Genomic DNA, 24864 nt, shown 5'->3' with positions numbered 1-24864 from the left:
AATAATGATTCTATCATGAACAGAAATTCTATTTTCTATTTTTTCCTGCTTTTAAACGTAAAGGATTCATCGCTGCAACAGTAAATATTAAAGCGGTTAAAAGCAAATATGCGAATCAATTCCATTATAAATATCCTGCTCACACTTGACTTTCAGGATCTTATTAATTTTTTCAATGTAATAATTAATTCCAAACATAAAAATACAGGAAAACGATGAAAAAAAATAAGCAGAAAACAAACTTTGGCTACTAATATGGTATGATATGTGTAGAATAATGTATTATGAAAAAAATATCAATAATGATAAATGGATATTAATATCAATACATATTCAATCCAAAATTATTAGATTTTTATTTTTTCTGAGTTATCGTAACAATTTCTATTACTTATTGTTAAAATCAAGGATATGAGAAAGCTAACATTACTTATTATAGCATTGATTTCCAGTCAATTTCTCTATTCCCAGAGTTGCTCAAACATCACTGCGACAGATATTTTTGGTAACACTTCTGTACAATTGAGTTGCGGAGCCGGTGCCTGTGTAGAATTGACAACCACAGCCTTTCCTACCACATTTCTAACCACATCTTATAAGGTTGAGCCTCAAATTTATGCCCCAATCATACCTTTCAATCAAGGTACGCCACTTAACGCAAGTACAGATGATACATTTTCCGAAATTATTCCTCTTCCTTTCAATTTTTGCTTTTATGGAGGAACATATAATAAATTGGTAATAAGCACGAATGGCTTTATTACTTTCGACACCAAACAAGCAGGCTTAGCCAGTAACCCTAATATACTGGCGAGTAATCCTAGTGATCTGTTGCCACAAAATTCGATCTTTGGTGTCATGCAAGATTTAATATTTTCCCGAACAGGAGATTCAGAAATCTATTATAGTGTGGCAGGAAGCGCACCTTGCAGAAAATTTATCATCAATTTCTATAGGGCCAGAATTACTGGCTGTACAGAAACTTCAACGTCTCAAATTGTACTTTCTGAATTCAGTAACGAAATAGATATCATCGTTGAAAATAAACCTTTGGCCTGTTCCAGCGCACGATTCAAAGAAGCACTCATTGGAACAATGAATGCTGCAGGAGATGATGGATTGTCGCCAACAGGAAGAAACGGAGGTATCTGGCAAACCAGTAATGAAAGCTGGAAATACAGCCCGACAGGAAGCCAGGTACAACCGCAAGTAAGTTGGACGAACTCATCCAACCAAATCGTTGGAACAACTGCAACGATTAACGCATGTCCTACAAAATCCGATAAATACACTGTTACGCTTGATTATACTGTTTGTAACAGCAGCTTCAAAATAAGTGATGACATCGACATAACATACAACCAAGGAGGGAGCGCTCCTGTGATAAACAGTCCGGTAACTTATAAGACCACATTATGTGACAATAATGCAGATAATTCAGAAGCTTTTGACTGGAATACACTGGTCACACCTCTGATAACAACAGATACAACCTTGAATGTACGGTACTACAGCAGCCGAGCTGCTGCAGAACAGGGAGGCGCCGGTTTAAGTACTATTAAAGGAGGAAAATATACCGTCTACGCAAGAGTTACGAACACAAGCAATTGTTATATTATTGGAATTGTCAATATGGATATTACATTCCTTGATAAAATTATAGCATCTGATATCAAAAAGCTGTACTGTTTCGATGGTAAAGAAGATTTTGCAGTAGATCTTGACAAGCTATATCCTGAAATGCTTACAACACCCAAATCGCAAATTACTAAAGTTACTTTTTATCCTACGTTAATTGATGCAACCACTCCGAATGAAAGTACAGCTCTGCCACCAAATCAGCTTCTAACAAAAGATGGGAATGTGGTCATTTACACTTTCTTTGTACGTTTCGAAAATGCGGATGGCTGCTACACGGTTAAGAGAATTACAATAGAACTTCGGAATCCCATTACTGATCCTAATCAAAATATTTGTGATTTCCAGAATGATGGAACAGAGATTATCACATTGAGCAAATTAAATGCTTTAGTGACCGCTGGCCAACCGGTGACGGCCAGCTATTTTCCGGATTTTGCATCTGCAAATTCAAACTCAGGTGCGTTGACGACTTATCAACTTAACATTTCTAATACATCAAACATCATCTATGTCCGTCTGGATATGGTTGCAGATAATGGTAACTGTTACAGAGTCTATCCTGTTTCACTTACCCTGATATCCAGTCCGGTGCTTACTAAAGATTATATCATTGCAGATCTCGGTCCTAAGTGTGATAATAATAATGACGGCTATGAGTTATTTGATCTTACACAATATCAGAAAAACATATATTCAGGAACGCAAAATTTCACTTATACCTATTATGAAAACTACAATCCCGAAACTGGAATATTTACGAATGCCATCTCATCACCGGCTGCTTACCCGATAAATAAAAACATTGAGGTCTTCGCAAAAGTGTCGAAAGGATCTTGTTTTTCTGTTGCAAAAATTAGCATCACTTTTAGTTTTCTCCCAACTGTGATCTTAAAATCGGGATTTATTGCAAAATGTGATAAAGGCTACGATTATGGAGAAACTTATGATTTGAACGATGCTGTAAAACAAATGTATCTGAGCGAGAATACAGATTCATTGGCTGATATGGAAATAAGTCATTATGCAACAAGAGAAGACGCAAACCTTGGTAGTTCGAAAATTAATAATTTACAAACCACCTATTATAACACAATAACATTTTGGACAAGATTCCAGTCAAGAAACTCAAATTGTTTCTCCGTGGTTCCACTTGTTTTAAAAACCTATTTTCCACCCAAAGCTATTCCTTCCACCATTCAGGTTTGCGATAGAAATCTTGATGGCAATCCAGAAGTTAATTTGCTTCTGCCGGAATTCACAGAGAATATGGTAAGTGAGACTGATCCGGAAAATAATTTTAGATTTTATCTCACACTCGCAGATGTTGCGGCCAACAAACCGATTCCTAATCCCGAAAATTTTTCACAAAAACCTTTCCCTAGCAGAATTTATGTTCTCGTAGAAAATATTGCAGGGTGTTTTACCTTGCCCGCACCAATTGATTTTACTCTCGGCACCGGACTTTCTATTCTTAATGATAATTTTGAAATAGAAAAATGTGACGACTTAAACGACGGTAAAGAAATTGTTAACCTCAGCCAATTTGAAAATCAAATCACCACCGGAGCAAGCTACCTTTACTATCCAACTTTACAAGACCTTAATAATGATACAAACAGAATTACAGACATTTCTGCTTATGCTTATGACAATACTAATCATCCGCCTGTAGTTTTCGTCAATGTTTCAAAGAATGGATTTTGTCCGGCATTAGTGAAAATTAATATTAATCTAAAAAAAGCACCAGTTTATGATCTTGACACCTACTATTTTTGCCCTGGCGTGGGAATTACAATAGAACCGGATCTATTATATCTTGATCCTGTAGAATACATTTGGAAAAATCCTCCCGGTGAAATTATTTCAAAAGAAAAATACATCAAAGACATAATGACAGAAGGCAAATACTCGCTAACCATTCGCAGTGCAACGGGCTGCAGCCATACTGATTATTTTGACATCAAAGCGTATGAAGTTCCCATTATCACACAATTAATAGGCTTATCTGCAAACTCTTACCACATTGTAGCGACTGGCAGTAAGAAGATTCTTTATTCTATTGATAATATCAACTGGCAAGAGTCCAATATTTTCGAAAATCTGACACCTGGCCCTGTCACTTTCTATGTAAGATTCGAAGATTCAGAATGTTTAGGCGACTCAAAAAATGGTTTGGCCGTGAAAGTGACTAATGTGATAACTCCGAATGAAGATGGTAAAAATGATAAATGGACATTCCGAAATCTGAATATTTTTAATAATGTACCGTCAACCATCAGGATATATGACCTAAATGGAATTATGGTTTATGAAGAAACAAGTACCGAGAGTTTCGTATGGGATGGAAAATTCAAAGGAAGAAGTTTACCAACGGCCAGTTATTGGTATGTTATGATATTACCAGACAAAACAATTACAGGGTGGATACTTTTGAAAAATCGAAATTAATTTCTTTCTAATTTGCTTTTAAAATACAAGCTTAAGGCAGATTTCCTTCACTTAAAATAAAGAACTTCAAAATTTCAATACCGATTAGTTCGTGTTGATAATATGACGATTTCTTGATTAATTGCGCCGGTCATAACATTTCATTTCAGTATATTTGTCATCAATCCAAAATAAAAAATGGACTTTTATAAAACCATTTTGACCTCCCAGCAATTTATATCAAGTGAAAATTCATAATAAAAAAAGATTTCTAAGTTTTCTGAAGTTCAAAAGAGACTTTCAGCAATATGGACTTGAAAAAGCACGCAGTTATGAATTGATTCTTCACTGGCTAAACAACAGACTCAGCCGCAGTCAGTTCCTTTTGCTTTCCGGGATTCTCGTAGGTTGTACCGCTGGATTAGCGGGAGTTTTACTGAAAACAATTGTTCACAATATTCATTTTTTTATTACGAATAAGATCCATTTTGAATATCAGATTCTTTTTTATTTCATATTTCCTTTTCTGGGAATTGTTCTCACGACGAGTATTGTTCTCACCGTATTCAAAGGGCAGGACAGAAAGGGAATTGGTGCAATTTTATATGAGATTGCCCAAAACTCGAGCATCGTTTCTTTTGTCAAAACTTATTCTCAAATTGTCCAAAGCGCAATCACTGTTGGGCTTGGAGGATCTGCAGGACTGGAAAGTCCAATTGCTGTCACAGGTGCCGCTATCGGATCAAACTATGCACAGACATACAGGCTGAATTATAAAGAACGGACATTGCTTTTGGCTGCTGGCGCTACTGCCGGCATTGCATCTGCTTTCAATGCACCGATTGCCGGGATAATGTTTGCTTTTGAAATCCTCCTGACCGGCGTGGTTTTTACAGATTTCATCCCACTGGTAGTCGCGGCAGTCTGCGGTAGCTTGCTGTCCAGAATTTTACTTCAGGAAGATGTACTGTTTAGATTCTACACGAGAGAAGCTTTCAATTATAAGAATCTCCCCTACTATTTTATATTGGGAATTGTAACTGGTTTATATGCCAGATATTTCTTAATTATTTCTCAGAAAGTAGAGCATTTTCTCAAAAAACTCAACATTTCCCGAATCCGAAAAGCAATGTTGGGAGGTACTATTTTATCAATTCTCTGTGTTCTTTTTCCACCTCTATTCGGGGAAGGATACGAGACGGTAAAGGCTTTTACAAATGGTGATACCAATGCTATTATTCAAAACAGTTTTTTCAGATATTTTGAACTCAAAGAATGGACAATTATTGTTTTTTTGGTTCTAATTTGCCTATTAAAGGCTTTTGCAACATCTTTCACAATTTTCAGTGGCGGAAATGGCGGTAATTTTGCGCCATCACTTTTTGCAGGCGGGACAGTCGGTTTTTTGTTTGCAGTGATTTGTCAGCAGATTGGGTTCAAGGATGTACCAGTGACAAATCTGGTTTTGGTAGGAATGGCAGGAGCAATGAGCGGCGTACTTTACGCACCGCTGACAGCTATATTTCTGATTGCAGAATCCAGCTTTGGGTATGATTTGTTCATTCCCTTGATGATTGTTTCTGTGATTTCTTATCTCATTGCAAAATGGTTTTCGCCAATATCTCCGGAATTAAAATCTCTTGCGGACCAAGGTAAAATATTTACAAACGAACACGACAAGAATCTGTTGTTTTCTTTGCATACAGAAGATTTCATTGATAAGTATTCCCAGACAATCAACGAAAAAGCGTCTATAACAGATCTTTTTGAATTGGTGAAAAATGGAAACAAAAACTTGTTTGCGGTGGTTGATGATCTCAAGAAATTAAAGGGAGTTCTTACTCTGGATGACATCAGACCTTATCTTTTCAATCAGGATAATAACGCAACGCTGCCTATTACCAAGATCATGAAAGCACCTCCAGCGTTGATAAAACCGGAGGATAAACCATTGGAAATCCTTCAGATCTTTGACGATACAGGTTTTTGGAATCTGCCAGTGGTAACATCAGACAATATTTTTGTAGGATTTATTTCTAAGTCATCCATTCTTATGAGCTACAGACAAGTGCTGAAAGGCTATTCGGAATAACTTACTTCATCCAAAGACAAATCATCACGGCAAGTCTCAGAAAAAAACTGCCATTGTAAGATACAATAGCAGTTCCTTGATATAAAAAAAAGTAAAAAAATTATTTCTGAGATCTGTGGATGATTATTTATCGGCTTTACTGTTCAGATTGGTATCTGCAAGCTGAGTTAAAAGACTATCACAATTTTTTTCTTCTTCCAACGTCGTAAGAAGGTTTTTGAGAGCATCTTTTTCTTTCAGAACTTTAGCAAATGCTGACAAAGTACCATATGTAGCAATCTCATAATGCTCCACCTTTTGAGCAGCAGCAATGATTCCGGCGTCGCGCGCAGTTCCAGGTTCTGTTTCCTCTATGATACTATCTGCTTCGTCCAGCAAACCCTGCATAGCATCACATTTTTTTGCCTGCGCTTTCACACCAATAGAATCAAACGTTGCCTCTAATCTGCTGACATGCTCTTTGGTTTCAGCCAAATGTTGTTCTATCGCTTTTTTCAACGATTCATCTGTGGCATTTTTATGTAATTTCGGCAAAGCTTTTACCAAGGCTTTCTCTGCCCAATAAATGTCTTTTAAGCTATCTTCGAAAAGATCTTTCAGTTCTTTGGCTGCATCATTTTTTGCAGGCGTTTTCTTTTCTGCGCTAGTCGCAGGTGTTGTTTTTGTTTTAGAATTCATAAATTTTAATAATTAGTGATATGATTTGTTTCAATTAATATTAAGTTTAAAGTTAGCACGTCTAAAAACCTTACAATATGACCTGAATCATAACACTTTCTAGCAAAAATCCATCGCCATTCATAATACAATTATTAAATAAATGCCTGACCAAGCTTTAGCGTTTTCTCAATTTTAAAATTCTCTCAACAACTTCCAAAGTAAAACCTTTCGCTTTCAACAAAATCAGATAGTGATACATCAAATCTGCGGCTTCATTTAGGAATAAATCATTGTTGTCATCCTTCGCTTCTATGACGAGTTCTACAGCTTCTTCGCCCACTTTTTGCGCGACTTTGTTGATGCCTCTTTTGTAAAGTTCATTCGTGTAAGAACTTTCGTCATCGCTATCAATTTTATCCGAAATCGTTTGTTGTAATTCGTACAGAAATCCTTTCTCAGTTTCTTCTGCAAAACAAGTCGTTGTGCCTTTGTGACAAGTTGGTCCAAGTGGTTTTGCTTTAATCAAAATCGTATCTTGGTCACAATCGATTTTCCAATCAACTAATTCAAGAAAGTTTTCAGAAGTTTCACCTTTTGTCCAAAGTCTGTTTTTGGAACGGGAGAAAAAAGTGACTTTCTTTTCATGTAAAGTTTTATCAAATGCTTCCTGATTCATATAGCCCAGCATCAGGACTTTCAGATTAAGATAATCCTGAATAATGACGGGAATCAAGCCTGTGTTTTCATCAAATTTTATAGTCATCGTATGGGTAAGTTTTTAGATTTTAAATAATTTTTTAGTTCCGGAATTCCGATTTCATTGAAGTGAAAAATACTCGCCGCCAAAGCTCCGGTTGCTTTCGTTTCCTTGAAAACATCTTCAAAATGTTTCATTGTTCCTGCGCCTCCGGAAGCAATTACTGGAATATTGATTAATTCTGAAAGTGTTTTGGTAATGTCAATCGCAAATCCAGCTTTCGTTCCGTCTGTATTCATAGAGGTTAATAAGATCTCGCCAGCTCCGAGATTTTCAACTTCTTTTGCCCAGGAAAATAGTTCTTTTCCAGTCTCGATTTTTCCGCCGTTGCTGAAAACTTTATTTTGATTTCTAACGAATTTTGTATCAATCGCCAAAACCATACATTGCGAACCAAAACGTTTGGCAACTTCTGTTATCAAATTTGGATTCGATAACGATGCTGAATTGATTGTAATTTTATCCGCGCCATTTTTCAAAAGTTCCTCGACATTTTCCAAAGCATTGATTCCACCGCCAACAGTAAACGGAATATTGATATTATTCGCGATTTCTTTAACTAATGGAATTAAGGTTTTCCTACGTTCGTCAGTTGCAGAAATATCCAGAAAAACCAATTCGTCAGCACCTTGTTCAGAATATTTGATGGCCATTTCTATAGGATTTCCAACTTCTTTTAAATCTAAGAAATTGACGCCTTTCACCGTTTCTCCGTTCTTGATGTCGAGACACGGAATGATTCTTTTTGCTAACATTAGAGAAATGGTTTTAAATCGTTGAACGTAATCCTGTTTTCATACAAAGCTTTCCCGATGATTGCACCTTCACAACCGATGGATATTAGCTTTTCCAAATCTTCTACAAAGGTAATTCCACCAGAAGCAATCAATTTAATTTCAGGATTTTGCGAAATTATTTTTCGATATAATTCAAAAGAAGGACCTTCCAACATTCCGTCTTTGTCAATATCTGTAGAGATGACGTATTTGATTCTAGATTCTGTTTTTTCTTTGATGAAATCATAAATATTCGCTTCACTTTCTTCCAGCCAACCCGAAACTGCAATTTTTTCCTTTTTTGCATCTGCGCCCAAAATAATTTTTTCGGCTCCATATTTTTCAAAACTCACTTGAAATAATTCTGGATTTTTCACAGCAACACTTCCTAGCGTGACTTGATTGGCGCCACTTTCAAAGGCGATTTCAATGTCTTTTTGGGATTTCAAACCGCCACCGAAATCGATGATTAAATTCGTTTCTGCTGATATCTGTTCTAAGATTTTATAATTGATGATTTGGTTTTGTTTTGCGCCGTCCAAATCTACCAAATGCAGAAACTGAATTCCGTTGTCTTCGAAGTTTTTGGCAACGTCCAAAACATTGGAATTATAAATTGTTTTCTGATTGTAATCGCCTTTGGAAAGCCGGACACATTCGCCGTTGATGATGTCTATTGCTGGGATGATTCTCATTTTTCTATTTTACTTTAATGTTCGATTGATAGGGAAAACTTCGATACTTGCGAAGCGCGCCCCGGCCTGAACGGAGCTCTTTTTGTAAGCCTTGGAAAAGCCTTGGCACAAAAAAGCGGGAGTGGAGGACGGATGAAGGCGCCCAAAACATTTTTATTCAAGTTATAATTTTAAAAAGTTTTCTAATATTTTGCTTCCCAAGATTCCACTTTTCTCGGGATGAAACTGAACGCCGAAAAAGTTGTCTTTTTGCAAAGCCGTGCTATATGCTTCGGAATAATCTGTGGTCGAAATCATATTTTCGTTTTTCGCAACGTAGTAACTGTGAACGAGATACGTGTATGTCTGCTCCGGAATTTCTTTGAACAAATCGGATCTCAAATCGTAAATCTGGTTCCAGCCAATCTGCGGAACCAAAACCGAATCCGGAAATTTCCTGACCGAAACGTCGAAGATTCCGAGAGCTTTCGTATTGCTCTCCTCCGAGTCTTTGCAAAGCAATTGCATCCCTAGGCAAATTCCCAAAAGTGGCTGTTTGAGCTCCGGAATCAGCGAATCCAACTGGGCTTCCCGCAAAGAATTCATCGCAAAAGACGCTTCGCCAACGCCTGGAAAAATGACTTTGTCGGCGTTGGAAATCTCGTCTGGATTGCTCGTTATTTTCGCCGAAAAACCAAGTCTTTCTATGGCAAACAGCAGACTTTGAACATTTCCGGCTTTGTAATCTATGATAACTGTATTCATTATTTTTAATTTTAAGATTATAGATACAAGATTCAAAGTCTATCATCTATCCGTCTATTATCTAATTGTCTCCTACAACATTCCTTTTGTTGATGGTAAAATCATTTTGTCCGAATCTCGTTTTACAGCAGATTTCAGACATTTTGCGAAGGCTTTGAAAATCGATTCTATTTTGTGGTGCTCGTTGTCGCCATCCGCTTTGATATTGAGATTTGCTCTTGCCGAATCGGAGAAGGATTTGAAGAAATGAAAGAACATTTCGGTGGGCATTTTCCCAATCATTTCGCGTTTGAAATCCGCTTCCCAAACAATCCAATTTCGTCCTCCAAAATCCAACGCAACCTGAGCCAGACAATCGTCCATCGGCAAAACAAAAGCGTAACGCTCGATTCCTAATTTATTTCCTAAGGCTTGATAAAATGCTTCTCCGAGGGCAATTCCAGTGTCTTCAATCGTATGGTGTTCGTCCACTTCCAAATCGCCTTCAACCTTGATATCCAAATCCATCTGACCGTGTTTTGCAATCTGGTCTAGCATATGATTGAAAAACGGAATTCCGGTTTCGATGTTGGATTTTCCGGTTCCGTCGAGGTTTAGGTTGATTTTAATTTTGGTTTCGTTCGTATTTCTGATGATTTCTGCAGTTCTGTTTTCGAGTTTTAGAAATTCGTAGATTTCTTTCCAGGAAGTAGATTTTAAAGCAATCGTGTCATCCAGATTATCATTTTCCAGGATCTCTTCTAAGCCAAGATTCTCATCAGTGTTAATAAAAATTGCTTTTGAATTTAGGTTTTTAGCCAGTTTCACATCTGTAATCCGGTCGCCGATGACAAAGGAATTTTCTAAATCGTAACTATCTTTATAAAAATATTTGGTCAAAAGTCCAGTGTTCGGTTTTCTGGTGGGCGCATTATCTTTTGCGAAGGTTTTATCAATGAAAATATCTTTAAATATAATGTCTTGACTTTCAAAAGTTTCAATGATAAAATTCTGTATCGTCCAAAAACTTTCTTCGGGATGAGAATCTGTTCCCAAACCGTCCTGATTGGTCACCATTACCAACTCGTAATCCAATTCGTTCACGATTTTTGAAAGATAAGTGAAAACCTGCGGATAGAATTTAAGCTTTTGAAAAGAATCGACCTGATAATCTTCCGGCTCGAGAATCAATGTTCCATCTCTATCTATAAATAGTAATTTTTTCATTTTAATTAATTGATTTTAAGGTTTCTATCAATTTTAAATTTTCTTCTGGAGAACCAATTGTGATTCTCAAACAATTTTTGATGACTGAATTTCGGTTTCGGACAATGACATTTTTATCTACTAATTTTTGATAGATTTCGTCTGCATTTTCTACTTCGATTAAAATAAAATTGGCGTCAGAAGGAAATATTTTTTTGACCAAATTCATTTCTTTTAAACTTTGAATCAAAAGTTTTTTCTCCTTTAAAATTAGTTTGATATTATCTTGGACGAGTCTAATATTTTCATCATTCAAAACATCAAGAACTGCATTTTGATTAAGTTGACTGATGTTGTAAGGCGGTTTCGTCTTATTGTAAAATTTGATAATTTCGTCAGAAGCATAAGCAATTCCAACCCGAACTGAAGCCATTCCCCAAGCTTTACTGAAAGTCTGACTGACAATAAGATTCGGATATCTTTTAATTTGATTTCTGAAACTTTCTTCCGGACTAAAATCGATATAAGCTTCATCAATAAAGACAATTCCGTTGAAATTATCTAGAATGTATTTAATGTTTTCAATAGAATTCCCTGTTGGATTATTTGGTGAGCAGATGAAAATAATTTTCAGATTTTCGTCGTTTAAATATGGTTTTAAAGTCTTCAAATCGATTTGAAAATCATTATTCAATTCCAGATTGATGAGTTCTACATTATTGATACTAGCCGAAACTTCATACATTCCGTAAGTTGGAGAAAATGTCAAAACCTTATCTTTTCCAGGCTCACAAAATATTCTAAAAGCTAAGTCAATCACTTCGTCGCTTCCGTTTCCAAGGAAAATATTGTCTGCAGAAATCTGATTAATTGCACTCAATTTTTGCTTGATTTTCCGTTGATAAGGGTCAGGATAACGGTTCAATTCCCCGAATGGATTTTCGTTGGCGTCCAGAAAAATACCGTTCTCACCTTCGAATTCGTCTCTTGCGGAAGAATAAGGTTTGAGATTCAGAATATTTTTTCTGACTAATTTTTGAATATCAATTTTCATTTTCTAAATATTTTAATCTGATAGAAACTGCATTTTTGTGAGCCATCAATTCTTCGGCTTCAGCCATTAATTCGATGGTTTTTCCGATGTTTTGAATTCCATTTTTTGTGATATTTTGAAAAGTGATTTTCTTCACAAAACTATCCAGAGAAACACCGCTGTAATTTTTAGCAAAACCGTTTGTTGGCAAAGTATGATTGGTTCCGGAAGCGTAATCGCCTGCACTTTCCGGACTGTAGTTTCCTAAGAAAACAGAACCTGCATTTGTGATTTTATTAGTAAAATTTTCAGCGTTTTCGATTGATAAAATCAAATGTTCTGGCGCATAAAAATTAGAAAAATCAATAGCTTCGTCAATGGAATTGAGCAAAATTGATTTGCTGTTTTGTAATGCGATTTTAGCGATTTCGTTACGTGGTAATTCTTTGAGTTGTTTTTCGATTTCGATATTAATTTCATTGATAACTGTTTCAGAATTACTCAACAAAATCACTTGAGAATCGGTTCCGTGTTCTGCTTGAGACAATAAATCCGACGCTACAAATTCTGGAATCGAACTTTCATCAGCAATCACCAAAACTTCACTTGGACCAGCCGGAATATCGATGGCGACATTATAATTGAGCGCCAATTGTTTCGCAAAAGTCACATATTGATTTCCTGGTCCGAAGATTTTATCAACTTTGGGAATGGTTTCTGTTCCAAACGTCAAACCTGCAATCGCTTGACTTCCACCAACTTTAAAAACTTTTTTAATTCCAACCAAATCAGCCGTAAACAAAATCGCAGGATTGATTTTTCCATCTTTATCTGGAGGCGAACAAATCGCAATATTTTTGCAACCTGCGATGTTTGCAGGAATTCCCAACATCAAAACCGTAGAGAACAAAGGTGCGGTTCCTCCAGGAATATAGATTCCAATATTTTCAATCGTCCGGCTTTCTCGCCAGCAAAAAACACCTTCCGTCGTTTCAATGATTTTCTTCTCTTCTTGTTGAGATGCGTGAAATTTTCTGATGTTTTCTGAAGCTGTTTTTATCGCTGATTTTAATTCATCAGAAACAGAGTTTTTAGCTTCTTCAAGTTCTATCTCTGAAACTTTTAAATCATTTAAAACAACGCTATCAAATTTTTCTGTGAAGAGCTTCAATGCTTTATCGCCATTAATTTTCACTTCATCAAAAACAGAATTGACTTGCTCAGAAAGGTTTTCCTGATTTTGTAAAGGTCTTTCGCAAAGTGATTTCCATTCAGAAATATTTGGATATTTATATTGCTTCATCATAATATCATTTTTTCGATTTCTAAAACTAAAATTCCCTGCGCACCTTCATTTTTCAACTTCTCTATGACTTCCCAAAATTGGTCTTCTTTGATGACCGAGTGGATGGATGACCAACCGCTTTCCGCCAATGGAAGAATCGTTGGAGATTTCATTCCGGGCAAAATATTGATGATTTTTTCCAAGTTTTCATTGGGAACATTCAGAAGAATATATTTGCTTTCGGAAGCTTCTTTGACGGCGTTGATTCGGAATAATAGTTTTTGGAGAATTTCTTTTTTATCTTCGGACAAATCATTGTTGGAGACCAAAACAGCTTCGCTTTCCACAACAGTTTCTACTTCTTTCAGACCGTTTGTGAGTAGAGTAGAACCTGTGCTGATGATGTCGAAAATCGCATCGGAAAGTCCAATTCCAGGCGCTATTTCTACGCTTCCACCAATCTTTTCGATTTGTGCATTAATATTTTTTTCTTGGAAATAGTTGGAAAGAATCTCAGGATAAGACGTCGCAATTTTTTTGCCTTCGAAATATTGAATTCCATTATAACTTTCTTCTTTCGGAATTGCCAAAGACAATCGGCATTGTGCAAATCCCAATTTCTGAATTGTTTCGATTTGTTTTTTCTGCTCCAGAACTTCATTCAGTCCAAGGATTCCAATATCGGCAACGCCTTGTTCCACGTATTGCGGAATATCATCGTCTCGTAGAAATAGAATTTCCAGAGGAAAATTAGACGAAACAGCTTTCAGTTTTCTGGTGCCGTTGGAGATTTTGATTCCGCATTCTTCGAGGAGTTTCAGAGACTTTTCGCTCAGTCGACCGCTTTTTTGTAAGGCTAATTTCAGTTTACTCATTTTAGATTTTGACATAAGTCCGAGTAAACGACAGGAGAATTTTTGGAATAAAAAAAACCGACTGATTACTCAGACGGTTTATATTTTTAGAAGTTATGACATATCACTACCTTCCCGTCTGTGCGAGGAAATGGTGATGATGATGCATAAGTATTGTAGTCATTTTGATATTTTCTTGGGACAAAGATATAGAACTTAAATTGATATAGACAAAAAAATTACAGATAATTTCAGTTTTTATTCTATCACTACAGTTTTTACACGGACCGTATGTGCAGAAAAATACCCTAAAGCACCATTGCTAATGTTGCCTGGCGGATTGGCAGGTGTAATCCCACCGCCAGGTCCACCGCCACTGGAAAGCTGAAGTAATGCTGAGTAAAATGTGTAAACTTTGTCATCTATACAGTTCATCTCTACGGTAATTGTATCGCCCACTTTTACTTTTACACTTCCATCCTCATCATCATTTGGAAGTAAAAGCGGTCTTTGGTTTGGTAATCCGTTATTAACATTATCAGAAAACTCTAAGAAATTCTTCTTGGAACGATCATTTACAAAATAGCTGAAAAGATAACGGTTTCCCAGAGCTGGAGGATCTGTAAAAAGTGGTAAAAGTGTGTAACTCGTTTCGCCTGCTACTAAAAAAGAATCCTGTTCCAATCCTTCAAAGTCGACCGATTCAGGCATTTTGCATTGCGCAACATATTCTGTTCCTTCTGCGAGAATTTTCAAAGTGTAGGTTCGTCCAGATTGTCCTTGAATAATTGAAGATTTATAGTATCCGTTTCCGGCATATTGTAAAACTTCCGACTGACCAAGATTGTCGCTCAAAGTAACTTGTGCATCTTTAATTGCTGGATATTCATTTCCATTGGTGAAGGCGACTGACTTTGTAATTCTCACAAAATATGGTCCGGCTTGGTCTGTGATATTTCCTTCAATTACGATTTTTCCACTCTGATCTTCCAAATCAGGATCGATTTCTTTTTCACAAGAGACAATCAGAAAGAATGATAGTATGATGAATAGTATATTTTTCATAATTAAAATTTAAAATTGTAAGTAATATTAGGAACCCAGCGGAACAATGAAGTTTGCATTGCTCTCGTCGTTCCAGGTTTGTCCGGATTGTCTTCAAAATTAATGGTGTAGGCGTTTTCCCGTCCGTAAACATTATAGATTCCAAATGACCAAGAACCTTTGAAACGTTTGTTGGAAACCGGTTCGTAAGTTGCGCTTAGATCCATTCTATGGTAAGCGGGCATTCTGTCGGCATTTCTGTTGCTGTATTGGAACACGGTTTGTCCGTTCAGTTCATATTTTCCGGTTGGGAAAGTGACTGCATTTCCTGTGCTGTAAAGGAACAATCCCGAGAGCGACCATTTCGGATTCAGCTCGTAAGTGGCTACAACAGAGAGATCGTGGGTTTTGTCCTGTCTTGCGTTATACCATTCGTCATCATTGATTCCATTGATTTTTCTTTCCGTTTTTGATAAAGTGTAAGAAATCCAACCTGTCAGTTTTCCGCTTTTCTTTTTGGCAATCAGTTCCAATCCGTAAGCTCTTCCTTTCCCGAACAACAATTCACTTTCTACATCTGCTGCGGTGTCAAAAGTAATTTGTGCGCCATTTTTATAATCGATTTGATTTTGCATGGATTTGTAATAAATCTCCGCATTTACCTCATAATTATTGTTGTTGAAATTCCGGCTGTAACCTGCACTTATCTGATCAGAAATCTCAGGTTTCACGGTGTAACTGCTTCCAATCCATTGATCGGTTGGATTTCCGCTTCCGCTGTTGCTTAGTAAATGTAAGTTTTGTGTGTTTCTGGAAAATCCTCCTTTCACACTGCTGACTTCATTAATTCTATAATTTGCTGTAATTCTTGGTTCCAGATTCAAATACGTTTTCCCGAATTTCCCTTTTTCCAGAAATTCAGAATTGATGATGTTTCCGTTTTCATAAGTATTGAAAGTGTCGCCACCCAAAACGCTGAACATCGAAAGTCGCAGTCCGTAATTGATGGTCAACTTGTCTGTCGCTTTGAAATCATCATTCATATACAAAGCATTTTCCCACGAATATCTCGGGTTTCTCGGAAAACTACTCACGCTGGTTCCGCTTGCACTGCTTGGCGTAATCGTATGATAAATTGACTGTAATCCAAACCGCACCGAATGTTTATTACCTGCAAACCAAGTGAAATCCTGTTTTAGATTCCAGTCTTCAATTTGAGAATCAAGCCCGAAAGTATTATCATTACTACTTAAACTGACATTATAATTGTAGTTGCTGTAAATGAACGACATATTCGAAAACAATTTGCTGTTGATAATGCTGTTCCAGCGCAAGGTCGCAGTCGTGTTTCCCCAATCTGTTGAAAAAGTATCGCCCAAACCGAGAACATCTCGCCCGAAATATCCTGATAAATATAATCGGTTATTATCATTAATCTGATAATTGGCTTTTAAATTCAAATCATAAAAATAAAGTTTGCTGTCTTTGAAATCGTCAGTCGCTTTCAAAAATACATCTGCATAAGTTCTTCTTCCTGAAATGATGAATGAAGATTTTTCTTTCTGAATAGGACCTTCAACACTCAACCGGCTGCTGATCAAACCGATTCCGCCTGTCACATTGTAATCTTTGTTGTTTCCATCTTTCATTTTCACATCCAAAACAGAAGACAATCTACCACCGTATTGAGCCGGACTGTTTCCTTTGATGATACTGGCATCCTTTAGAGCATCACTATTAAACGTACTGAAAAATCCGAGTAAGTGCGATGCATTATAAACCGGGGCTTCATCAAGCAAAATCAAATTCTGATCTGTCGCGCCACCTCTTACACTGAAACCACTGCTTCCTTCCCCATTGCTTTTGATTCCGGGAAGAAGCTGAATCGTTTTCATCACATCTTTTTCCCCAAAAAGGACAGGCAGTTTTTCAATTTGTTTGATGCTTAAAGTTTCGGTTCCCATTTGTGCTGTCGAAAGATTCTTGTCTTTTTTCACGGCAGAAATTACGACTTCATCAATGTTGGAAATCTTTTCCTCATCTTCCTGACTTAATGAAATATTGAGTTTGACATTCTCTTCAACATTGATAATCTGTTGAAAATCCTTAAAGCCCGGATTGGAAATCATCAATGTATATGAACCTTTCGGAAGGGAAAGCGAGTAAAATCCATATTCGTTAGCAGTGATTGAAATCGTGGGATCTTCGGCAACTTTTACCGCAACGCCGATGAGTAATTCGCCATTGCTTTGATCTTTAATTGTACCGCTCACAGAGTAATTTTGCTGTGCAAAAACGATGGAGCTAAAACAAATTGCACCTATGGAAGTTGCAATTTTAAAGGAGGATATCTGCATTTGGGTGTATTACGCAGTAAAGATATAATTTTCAAAATTCATATTTAGTTTGTGAAATTCATTTTAAATATTAATTAAAAAAAGGAACTCATCTGTAAAATTAGTTCGAGCCAATTTGTTTCACTTTCTAACTGAATTCTTTTATTTCTTTAAAATTGGCAGAAATATCAAGTTGTTTTTAAATTGTTATTCATAAAACTCTATTTTTGATATAAATAAATCTTGAATGAAAGGCTTAATATTATTTCTATTCTGCTGTATTATTTCTGTCGGCATAAAATCTCAAGAAATCAAATACTGGATCGAAAATCCTGTAGATTACGTCAATCCATTGATGGGAACACAGTCTTCTTATGAATTATCCAACGGAAACACCTACCCGATTATCGGTTTACCTTGGGGAATGAATTACTGGACGCCGCAAACAGGCAAAAATGGAAACGGCTGGCAATATACTTATGACGCAAAAAAAATTCAGGGTTTCAAACAGACGCATCAACCGTCGCCGTGGATGAATGATTATGGTCAGTTTTCAATTCTGCCGATCGTTGGCAAACCCAAAATAGATCAGGAAAAAAGGGCAAGCTGGTTTTCTCACAAAGCAGAAGAGGCAACGCCTTATTTTTACAAAGTTTATCTGGCAGATTATGATGTCTGGACAGAAATTGTACCTACGGAACGTGCAGCGATCATGCGTTTTACTTTTCCCGAAACGGATCAGGCTCAGGTTCTCTTGGACGCTTTTGATAAAGGCTCTTATGTGAAAATCATTCCTTCCGAAAGAAAAATCATCGGTTACTCTACAAGATATGCGAGAGGAAAAATGGAGAATTTTAAAAATTATTTCGTTCTGGAATTCGATAGAGATTTTATTGCCCAAAATGTCTGGAATGATAAAGAAATTTTAAAATCAAATACCGAAATCAAAGCAGATCACGTTGGCGCATTAGTCAAATTTCCTCAGTTAAAGAAAGGGGAACAAATTACATTAAAGGTTGCTTCGTCTTTCATCAGCCACGAACAAGCCGAAATTAACCTCAATGAAGTTAAAGAAAAAAGTTTTGATCAGGTAAAATCTGAAGGAAAAGAAATCTGGAACAAGACTTTGAATAAAATCGAAATCAAAGGTGCAACAATTGATCAGGCGAGAACATTCTACAGTTGCCTGTATCGCAGTGTTTTGTTTCCGCAAAAACTTTATGAGAAAGATAAAAACGGAAACATCCAGCACTACAGTCCTTACAACGGAAAAGTAATGCCTGGCTATTTGTTCGGAGGAACTGGCTTTTGGGACACTTTCCGGGCGCTCTACCCGCTTCTGAATTTGGTTTATCCTTCAATCAATGTAGAAATGCAGAAAGGTCTGATCTCTGCTTATCTGGAAGGCGGTTTTCTTCCGGAATGGAGCAGCCCGGGCTATGCTGATATTATGATCGGGAACAATTCTGCATCAGTCGTATCCGAAGCTTATCTCAAAGGTTTGCGAGGTTATGATGCGGAAACGCTTTGGCAAGCTGTGAAACACGGCGCAAATAACGAAGGTCCGATAAGTGCTGTCGGAAGAAAAGGTGTAGAGGATTACAATAAAATCGGCTACGTTCCTACAGATACAGGAATAAATGAAAGTGCCGCCAGAACGTTGGAATACGCTTACGATGATTATGCCATTTATGAATTCGGTAAGGCTTTAAAAAAATCCGAAACCGAACTTCAGCCTTACAAAGAAAGAGCAATGAATTACAAAAAGCTTTTTGATCCGAAATATAATCTGATGCGCGGAAAGAAGAAAAACGGCGAATTTCAGGATAATTTTGATCCTTTCGAATGGGGAAATGCTTTTACAGAAGGCAACAGCTGGCATTACACCTGGAGCGTTTTTCAGGATATAAACGGACTTAAAGAACTAATGGGCGGAAAACAGAATTTTGCGAAAATGTTGGATTCTGTTTTTGTGATGCCACCCACTTTCAATACCAATTATTATAAAGAAGTGATCCACGAAATGCGCGAAATGCAGATCGTTGGGATGGGACAATACGCCCACGGAAATCAGCCGATTCAGCATATGTTGTATTTATACAATTATGCCGGACAACCTTGGAAATCCCAATATTGGGTAAGACAGGCGATGAATAAGTTATATAAACCTACTCCGGACGGTTACTGCGGCGATGAGGACAATGGGCAGACTTCCGCGTGGTATGTTTTCTCAGCTTTAGGTTTTTATCCTGTAACGCCTGCGAGTACTCAATATGTTTTGGGTGCTCCACTTTTCAAATCAGTCAAAATTAATTTAGAAAATGGCAAATCGATTTTGATTAATGCACCAGAGAATTCAGATCAAAATATCTACATTGATCGTCTGAAATTCAATGGAAAAGATCATTCAAAAAACTGGATAGATCATTTTGAACTTTTAAAAGGTGCAAAATTAAATGTCGAAATGAAAAATAAACCCAATCTTAAAAGAGGAACAGAAGACTCAGACGCACCTTTTTCTATGAGCAATGATGAGAAATAACATTTAAAAAATATTTTATAAAAATGACCACGTGGTTTTTTTTTACTAATTTTAATTTATTATTAATCAATTGTTAATGAAGACACTTTTACTTGTGAGACATGCCAAGAGCGATTGGCCTGTAGATGTTGAAGATTTTGACCGTCCTTTGAATGAAGTCGGAATCATCAATGCGCCGAAAATGGCTAGGCTTTTGAAGGAGAAATCTATAGAAATTGACACTTTCATTTCCAGTCCTGCAAAGCGTGCATTGGAAACTTGCAAATTATTTTCGGAGGTTTATGAAAAAGAATATTCAGTCGATGCGACATTATACAATCCCAAAGAACGTAATTTTGAAAATCTGATTCTTGGATTGGATGACAAAATAAATTCTGTAATTCTTTTCTCCCACAACAATGGGATCTCCAATTTTGCCAACTCTTTGACAGATGAGATTGTGAATCTTCCAACTTCCGGCGTTGTAGGCTATCATATTGATTGCGATAACTGGAGCGATTTTGTAACAGCCAAAAAGGAGTTTTTATATTTTTACTCGCCGAAGAATTTTGCTAAATAATTTTTAAAGAAAGTAAAAATTACAAATAAAAAACGTCTCGAACTTTGGAGACGTTTTTCGTTTTATATAAAATCTGAAAATTAAATTTCCAAAGCCTTTTGATAAGCATTCTCAATTCCCGCAAGATTTTTTCCTCCAGCCGTAGCAAAACCAGGATTTCCGCCGCCACCGCCTTGGATCTCTTTAGCTAAATCTTTTATAATATTTCCTGCGTGATAAGTGGCTTCTAAATCTGAGGAAACTCCAACAGTAATCATTGGTTTTTCGCCTGCATCAGAAATGATAATGATGACAGAACTAGGAGTTTCTTTTTTAAGCTGGAAAACGATATCTTTCACAGAACCTGCATCAAGTGAAGTTTTCTTGACCAAAAGTTTCTTTCCGTCTTTGTCTTCAAAATCATTTTTCCAGTTTTGGATTTCGCCTTTTGCTTTTTCTTTTTTGAATGAATCAATCTCAGATTTCAAAGCTGAATTTTCTTCCAGCAATTTTTCAATCGATTTGATTAGATCCTTTGATTTTAATAATTGTGAAATCTCCGAAACCTGAGTTTCCAAATTCTTGAAATATTCTTCAGATTTTTCTCCGGAAATTGCTTCAATCCTTCTGATTCCTGCCGCCGTTGAACTTTCTGAAGTCAATTTGAAATGTCCAATTTCACTTGTAGTTTTAACGTGTGTTCCGCCACATAATTCTTTGGAAGTTCCAAACTGGATCATTCTCACATTGTCGCCATATTTCTCTCCAAAAAGTGCCATTGCGCCTTTGTCCAAAGCTTCCTGAATTGGAATATTTCTGAATTCTTGAAGTGCTAAATTCTCTTTGATCTTCGCATTCACTTTTTCCTCCACCAAAGCCAATTCTTCTTCAGTCATTTTACTGAAATGTGAAAAATCAAAACGTAGATAATCAGGACCCACGTATGACCCCTTCTGCTCCACGTGTGTTCCTAAGACATCTCTCAAAGCTTCGTGTAGCAAGTGCGTCGCAGAGTGATTGGCTTGAGAATTTTTTCTGTCAGCAACATTTACTTTTGCATAGAAAATTGCGCCTGCATCTTTCGGAAGACCATTGATTAAAGAAATAATCAACCCGTTTTCTTTTTTTGTTTCCAGAACTTCGAAGCTTTCGGTTGCATTTTCGAGAACGCCTTTGTCGCCAACTTGTCCGCCGCCTTCCGGATAAAAAGGAGAATTGCTTAAGACGATTTGATAAAATTCGCCGTCTTTATTTTCTATTTTTCTGTATCTTGTAATGTAAGTTTCCGATTCCAAAACATCGTAACCAATGAAGGATTCAGGTTTTTCTTCCAAAACAACCCAATCGTAAACTTTTGCCGCCGAATCTTTTTTGGAACGTTGTTTTTGCTTTGCCATTTCTGCTTCGAAACCAGCTTCATCAATTGTCAATCCTTTTTCTTCCGCAATAATTCTTGTCAAATCATCCGGGAAACCGTAAGTATCATACAATTCAAAAACTTCTTCACTTGGTAACACTTTTTTACCTTCGGAAATGGTTTGCTGAATTAATTTTTCAACTCGAATTAATCCGTTTTCAATTGTTTTAAGGAAAGATTCTTCTTCACTTTTTATCACTTCTATAACCAGATTTCCTTGCTTCTCAAGTTCAGGGAAAAATGCGCCCATTTGATCCTGAAGCACAGCAACCAATTCGAAAAGGAAAGGTTCTTTTCTATCCAAGAATCTGTAAGCGTAAGAAATTCCTCTTCTCAAAATTCTTCTGATCACATAACCAGCGCCACCGTTGGAAGGTAATTGTCCGTCAGCAATCGCAAATGAAACTGCACGAATGTGATCTACAACCACGCGGATGGCGATGTCTTTTTCGTCGGTTAAAATTCCTGTATATTTTTTACCGGAAAGTTCTTCAACCTTAGAAATTAAAGGTGTGAAAACATCAGTATCATAATTGGATTCTTTCTGTTGAAGCGCCATACAAAGACGTTCAAATCCCATTCCTGTATCGATGTGTTTCGCAGGCAGATTTTCTAAACTTCCGTCTGCTTTTCTGTTGAATTGCATAAAAACGAGATTCCAGATCTCCACAACTTGAGGATGGTCATTGTTCACCAATTCCAATCCTGAAACTTTCGCTTTTTCTTCTGGAGTTCTCAAGTCAACGTGGATCTCTGAGCAAGGTCCACAAGGTCCGCTCGCTCCCATTTCCCAAAAATTATCTTTCTTGTTTCCATTGATAATTCTATCTTCGGAAATGAATTGTTTCCACAAATCGTAAGCTTCAGTATCACGTTCAAGGTTTTCTTTTTCGTCACCTTCAAAGATGGTCACGTAAAGATTTTCTTTTGGAATTTTATAAACTTCTGTCAGTAATTCCCAAGCCCAGGTAATCGCTTCTTTTTTGAAATAATCGCCAAAACTCCAGTTCCCCAACATCTCAAACATCGTGTGATGATAAGTATCACGACCAACATCGTCCAAATCATTGTGCTTTCCTGAAACTCTAAGACATTTTTGCGTATCGGCAATTCTGAAAGATTTCGGTTCTTTGTAACCTAAAAAATAATCCTTGAACTGTGTCATTCCAGAGTTGGAAAACATCAGCGTCGGGTCATCTTTCAGAACAATTGGTGCAGAAGGAACAATCAAATGTTCTTTGCTTTTGAAAAAATCTAAAAATTGCTGTCTTATTTCTTGTGAAGTCATAGTTTGGGCTTTTGGCTAATAGCTTCCAGCAATTTGCTTTTAGCTTTTAGCAATTTTATTTTCTGTTTTTGCGGTTGGCAAATTTAATGAATTTGAAAAGATTCTTTGATACTTAACATTGAAATATTTAATAATATTAAAAATCCAAAAATTAAATAGAAAGCTTCTTTTGGAAGTTGAGAGGTTTGGTAGGAGAATTTTTGAAAACCTTCAAAATAATCACTTTCTTTATAGGTGTAAATTATATTATCATTTCCATAAACCATATCATAACCTCTTTCAATTTTGTTTGGGTATTTATAATTTACCAATACAAAAAAATGTCCTGTTCTATCCATATCTACACCGTACATTTCTTGTTTTGAGATCTGGCAATCATTCAAAATAGAAATAAAATCATCATAAGAATTTTCATCATTTATTACAAATTCAAGTCCTGTATTTTTTTGATTTCTTTGTTGTAATTTTTTAATTTCAAAAATGTAAAAATCAGAATTTTGCCTTGCAGTATTAGGTTTTACAATAATTTCTTTGTAATTCCAATTTCTTAAATGTTCAAAAGAGTTTTGATAAATGCGATTTTTTTCTTCCTTTGAACTTGTTGAATGAATTTTCGCAGGCAAACCGATATCAATCATACCTACGTTTATTTCTTGATACTTATGATTTCCATAAAACCAAAATAATATCGGAATGATAACGGCGCTTATCAAACCTGGAACATAGAAAATCTTTTTCATTTTTCTAATCTTTATAATGCCTGAAAATCCCAAAATCCGTGGGCGTCCAAAACGCAGCTTTTTGACCAGCGACTTTTAGTCCGTCATTTGCCCAAGTGTTACAGGTATAAGTGAAATTGTATGCGCCTTTTGCATCATAGAAAGCATCACTGGTTCCGTAAACGGCGTCTGTTTTCACGAATTTGTAATTTCCGTTTGCATCTTTATCAAATTTATCATCAATGAATTTTATCAAAGCCTGATATTGTTTCTCGGTCAGCATTATTTTTTTGCAATCTTCTCCTTCTTTCATTTCATTGTAATAAGTACAATGCATAGCAGATTCACTGAGCCAGAATGCAGCTTTGAAGGCGGTAGTAAATTTGAGGTCAGCCCAGGTTGGGGTATTGAGATAAAATCCCTTGTCGCCCCAACCAAATGAGATGAATTTGAAATTTTCCTGTTTAGATTTCGTATTGCTGTAAGGTAATTTTGTACTCCAGTCTATGAATTCTGTTTTGACAGGAACTACCAGATCTGTATGAACGCCATTGGTCAAAATATAGGCTTCAATGACTTTTGGATCGTCGGTTTTTTCTGCGTGGACAGGAATTAATGGCAATAAAATCCCCAATATAATATACAAAAAAACGGCTCCTAATATGAAGCCGATTATTTTCAAAGTTAAGATTAATGTTTTTTTCATCTTGTCTGTTTCCCGAATCGTGCGAACTATAAAGATAATAAAAATTACAAAGCAAAATCAAAATGTTAATTTTATTTAATGAATCTTGGTTTTTCCGGATTTTATTTTGAAATTTAATAGCGAAA

Annotated in this window: 18 protein-coding genes; 4 read left to right on the top strand and 14 right to left on the bottom strand. The window is 36.4% G+C overall.

Features of this window, described 5'->3' with window-relative positions:
• Window positions 1-411: 411 nt before the first annotated feature.
• Complete coding sequence (locus OPU68_RS04810; RefSeq protein WP_498472867.1) at window positions 412-4089, top strand: FIDD domain-containing protein; 3678 nt, start codon at window positions 412-414, stop codon at window positions 4087-4089.
• Window positions 4090-4312: 223 nt separating this feature from the next.
• Window positions 4313-6160: a chloride channel protein gene (locus OPU68_RS04805; protein WP_498472866.1), complete on the top strand. Its 1848-nt coding sequence runs from the start codon at window positions 4313-4315 to the stop codon at window positions 6158-6160.
• 123 nt (window positions 6161-6283) lie between these two features.
• On the opposite strand, the gene OPU68_RS04800 is transcribed toward OPU68_RS04805, so the two are convergent.
• The 11 genes from OPU68_RS04800 to OPU68_RS04750 form a co-directional block, all read right to left on the bottom strand.
• Window positions 6284-6838, bottom strand: coding sequence for a YciE/YciF ferroxidase family protein (locus OPU68_RS04800; protein ID WP_498472865.1), 555 nt, complete (start codon window positions 6836-6838; stop codon window positions 6284-6286).
• 157 nt (window positions 6839-6995) lie between these two features.
• A complete protein-coding gene (gene hisIE, locus OPU68_RS04795; protein WP_498472864.1) occupies window positions 6996-7583 on the bottom strand; it encodes a bifunctional phosphoribosyl-AMP cyclohydrolase/phosphoribosyl-ATP diphosphatase HisIE in 588 nt (195 codons plus the stop codon).
• On the bottom strand, window positions 7580-8332 hold the full coding sequence (gene hisF, locus OPU68_RS04790; protein ID WP_498472863.1) for an imidazole glycerol phosphate synthase subunit HisF: 753 nt from the start codon (window positions 8330-8332) through the stop codon (window positions 7580-7582). Before hisF ends, hisIE begins: the two co-directional genes overlap by 4 nt.
• Window positions 8332-9048 (bottom strand): 1-(5-phosphoribosyl)-5-[(5-phosphoribosylamino)methylideneamino]imidazole-4-carboxamide isomerase, encoded by a 717-nt coding sequence (gene hisA, locus OPU68_RS04785; RefSeq protein ID WP_498472862.1) that lies wholly within the window; start codon window positions 9046-9048, stop codon window positions 8332-8334. The genes hisF and hisA overlap by 1 nt, the downstream gene beginning before the upstream one ends.
• Before the next feature lie 162 nt (window positions 9049-9210).
• The gene (hisH, locus tag OPU68_RS04780; RefSeq protein ID WP_498472861.1) at window positions 9211-9792 is read right to left on the bottom strand and encodes an imidazole glycerol phosphate synthase subunit HisH; all 582 of its coding nucleotides are present in this window, start codon (window positions 9790-9792) and stop codon (window positions 9211-9213) included.
• Between the two features lie 72 nt (window positions 9793-9864).
• Window positions 9865-10998, bottom strand: a complete 1134-nt coding sequence (hisB, locus tag OPU68_RS04775; protein ID WP_498472860.1) for a bifunctional histidinol-phosphatase/imidazoleglycerol-phosphate dehydratase HisB — start codon at window positions 10996-10998, stop codon at window positions 9865-9867.
• A gap of 1 nt (window position 10999) precedes the next feature.
• Entirely contained in the window at window positions 11000-12031 is a 1032-nt protein-coding gene (gene hisC / locus OPU68_RS04770) for a histidinol-phosphate transaminase (protein WP_498472859.1), read from the bottom strand.
• A complete protein-coding gene (gene hisD, locus OPU68_RS04765) occupies window positions 12021-13313 on the bottom strand; it encodes a histidinol dehydrogenase (RefSeq protein ID WP_498473184.1) in 1293 nt (430 codons plus the stop codon). Before hisD ends, hisC begins: the two co-directional genes overlap by 11 nt.
• Complete coding sequence (gene hisG / locus OPU68_RS04760) at window positions 13313-14170, bottom strand: ATP phosphoribosyltransferase (protein ID WP_498472858.1); 858 nt, start codon at window positions 14168-14170, stop codon at window positions 13313-13315. The genes hisD and hisG overlap by 1 nt, the downstream gene beginning before the upstream one ends.
• A 237-nt stretch (window positions 14171-14407) precedes the next feature.
• On the bottom strand, window positions 14408-15214 hold the full coding sequence (locus tag OPU68_RS04755; RefSeq protein WP_498472857.1) for a DUF4249 domain-containing protein: 807 nt from the start codon (window positions 15212-15214) through the stop codon (window positions 14408-14410).
• A gap of 2 nt (window positions 15215-15216) precedes the next feature.
• Window positions 15217-17550 (bottom strand): TonB-dependent receptor, encoded by a 2334-nt coding sequence (locus OPU68_RS04750; RefSeq protein WP_498472856.1) that lies wholly within the window; start codon window positions 17548-17550, stop codon window positions 15217-15219.
• A gap of 226 nt (window positions 17551-17776) precedes the next feature.
• Here OPU68_RS04750 and OPU68_RS04745 point away from each other — a divergent pair, with 226 nt between their 5' ends.
• Entirely contained in the window at window positions 17777-20071 is a 2295-nt protein-coding gene (locus OPU68_RS04745; protein WP_498472855.1) for a GH92 family glycosyl hydrolase, read from the top strand.
• 76 nt (window positions 20072-20147) lie between these two features.
• Window positions 20148-20630, top strand: coding sequence for a SixA phosphatase family protein (locus OPU68_RS04740; protein WP_498472854.1), 483 nt, complete (start codon window positions 20148-20150; stop codon window positions 20628-20630).
• A gap of 80 nt (window positions 20631-20710) precedes the next feature.
• On the opposite strand, the gene alaS is transcribed toward OPU68_RS04740, so the two are convergent.
• The 3 genes from alaS to OPU68_RS04725 form a co-directional block, all read right to left on the bottom strand.
• Entirely contained in the window at window positions 20711-23314 is a 2604-nt protein-coding gene (gene alaS / locus OPU68_RS04735; RefSeq protein ID WP_498472853.1) for an alanine--tRNA ligase, read from the bottom strand.
• Between the two features lie 83 nt (window positions 23315-23397).
• A complete protein-coding gene (locus OPU68_RS04730; protein ID WP_498472852.1) occupies window positions 23398-24054 on the bottom strand; it encodes a hypothetical protein in 657 nt (218 codons plus the stop codon).
• A gap of 4 nt (window positions 24055-24058) precedes the next feature.
• The gene (locus OPU68_RS04725; RefSeq protein ID WP_498472851.1) at window positions 24059-24739 is read right to left on the bottom strand and encodes a TIGR02117 family protein; all 681 of its coding nucleotides are present in this window, start codon (window positions 24737-24739) and stop codon (window positions 24059-24061) included.
• Between the last annotated feature and the right edge of the window lie 125 nt (window positions 24740-24864).

This window comes from Chryseobacterium sp. TB1-D10, from assembly GCF_059803555.1.
The sequence above is the reverse complement of the archived record's forward strand: the minus strand, read 5'-3'. Positions and strand labels throughout refer to the sequence as shown.

Coding starts and splice junctions, on each gene's coding strand:
- alaS (WP_498472853.1), bottom strand. CDS start 23,314: ATGACTTCACAAGAAATAAGACAGCAATTTTTAGATTTTTTCAAAAGC.
- OPU68_RS04750 (WP_498472856.1), bottom strand. CDS start 17,550: ATGCAGATATCCTCCTTTAAAATTGCAACTTCCATAGGTGCAATTTGT.
- OPU68_RS04800 (WP_498472865.1), bottom strand. CDS start 6,838: ATGAATTCTAAAACAAAAACAACACCTGCGACTAGCGCAGAAAAGAAA.
- OPU68_RS04745 (WP_498472855.1), top strand. CDS start 17,777: ATGAAAGGCTTAATATTATTTCTATTCTGCTGTATTATTTCTGTCGGC.
- hisH (WP_498472861.1), bottom strand. CDS start 9,792: ATGAATACAGTTATCATAGATTACAAAGCCGGAAATGTTCAAAGTCTG.
- hisB (WP_498472860.1), bottom strand. CDS start 10,998: ATGAAAAAATTACTATTTATAGATAGAGATGGAACATTGATTCTCGAG.
- hisG (WP_498472858.1), bottom strand. CDS start 14,170: ATGAGTAAACTGAAATTAGCCTTACAAAAAAGCGGTCGACTGAGCGAA.
- OPU68_RS04725 (WP_498472851.1), bottom strand. CDS start 24,739: ATGAAAAAAACATTAATCTTAACTTTGAAAATAATCGGCTTCATATTA.
- OPU68_RS04730 (WP_498472852.1), bottom strand. CDS start 24,054: ATGAAAAAGATTTTCTATGTTCCAGGTTTGATAAGCGCCGTTATCATT.
- OPU68_RS04740 (WP_498472854.1), top strand. CDS start 20,148: ATGAAGACACTTTTACTTGTGAGACATGCCAAGAGCGATTGGCCTGTA.
- hisD (WP_498473184.1), bottom strand. CDS start 13,313: ATGAAGCAATATAAATATCCAAATATTTCTGAATGGAAATCACTTTGC.
- hisA (WP_498472862.1), bottom strand. CDS start 9,048: ATGAGAATCATCCCAGCAATAGACATCATCAACGGCGAATGTGTCCGG.
- hisF (WP_498472863.1), bottom strand. CDS start 8,332: ATGTTAGCAAAAAGAATCATTCCGTGTCTCGACATCAAGAACGGAGAA.
- hisIE (WP_498472864.1), bottom strand. CDS start 7,583: ATGACTATAAAATTTGATGAAAACACAGGCTTGATTCCCGTCATTATT.
- hisC (WP_498472859.1), bottom strand. CDS start 12,031: ATGAAAATTGATATTCAAAAATTAGTCAGAAAAAATATTCTGAATCTC.
- OPU68_RS04810 (WP_498472867.1), top strand. CDS start 412: ATGAGAAAGCTAACATTACTTATTATAGCATTGATTTCCAGTCAATTT.
- OPU68_RS04755 (WP_498472857.1), bottom strand. CDS start 15,214: ATGAAAAATATACTATTCATCATACTATCATTCTTTCTGATTGTCTCT.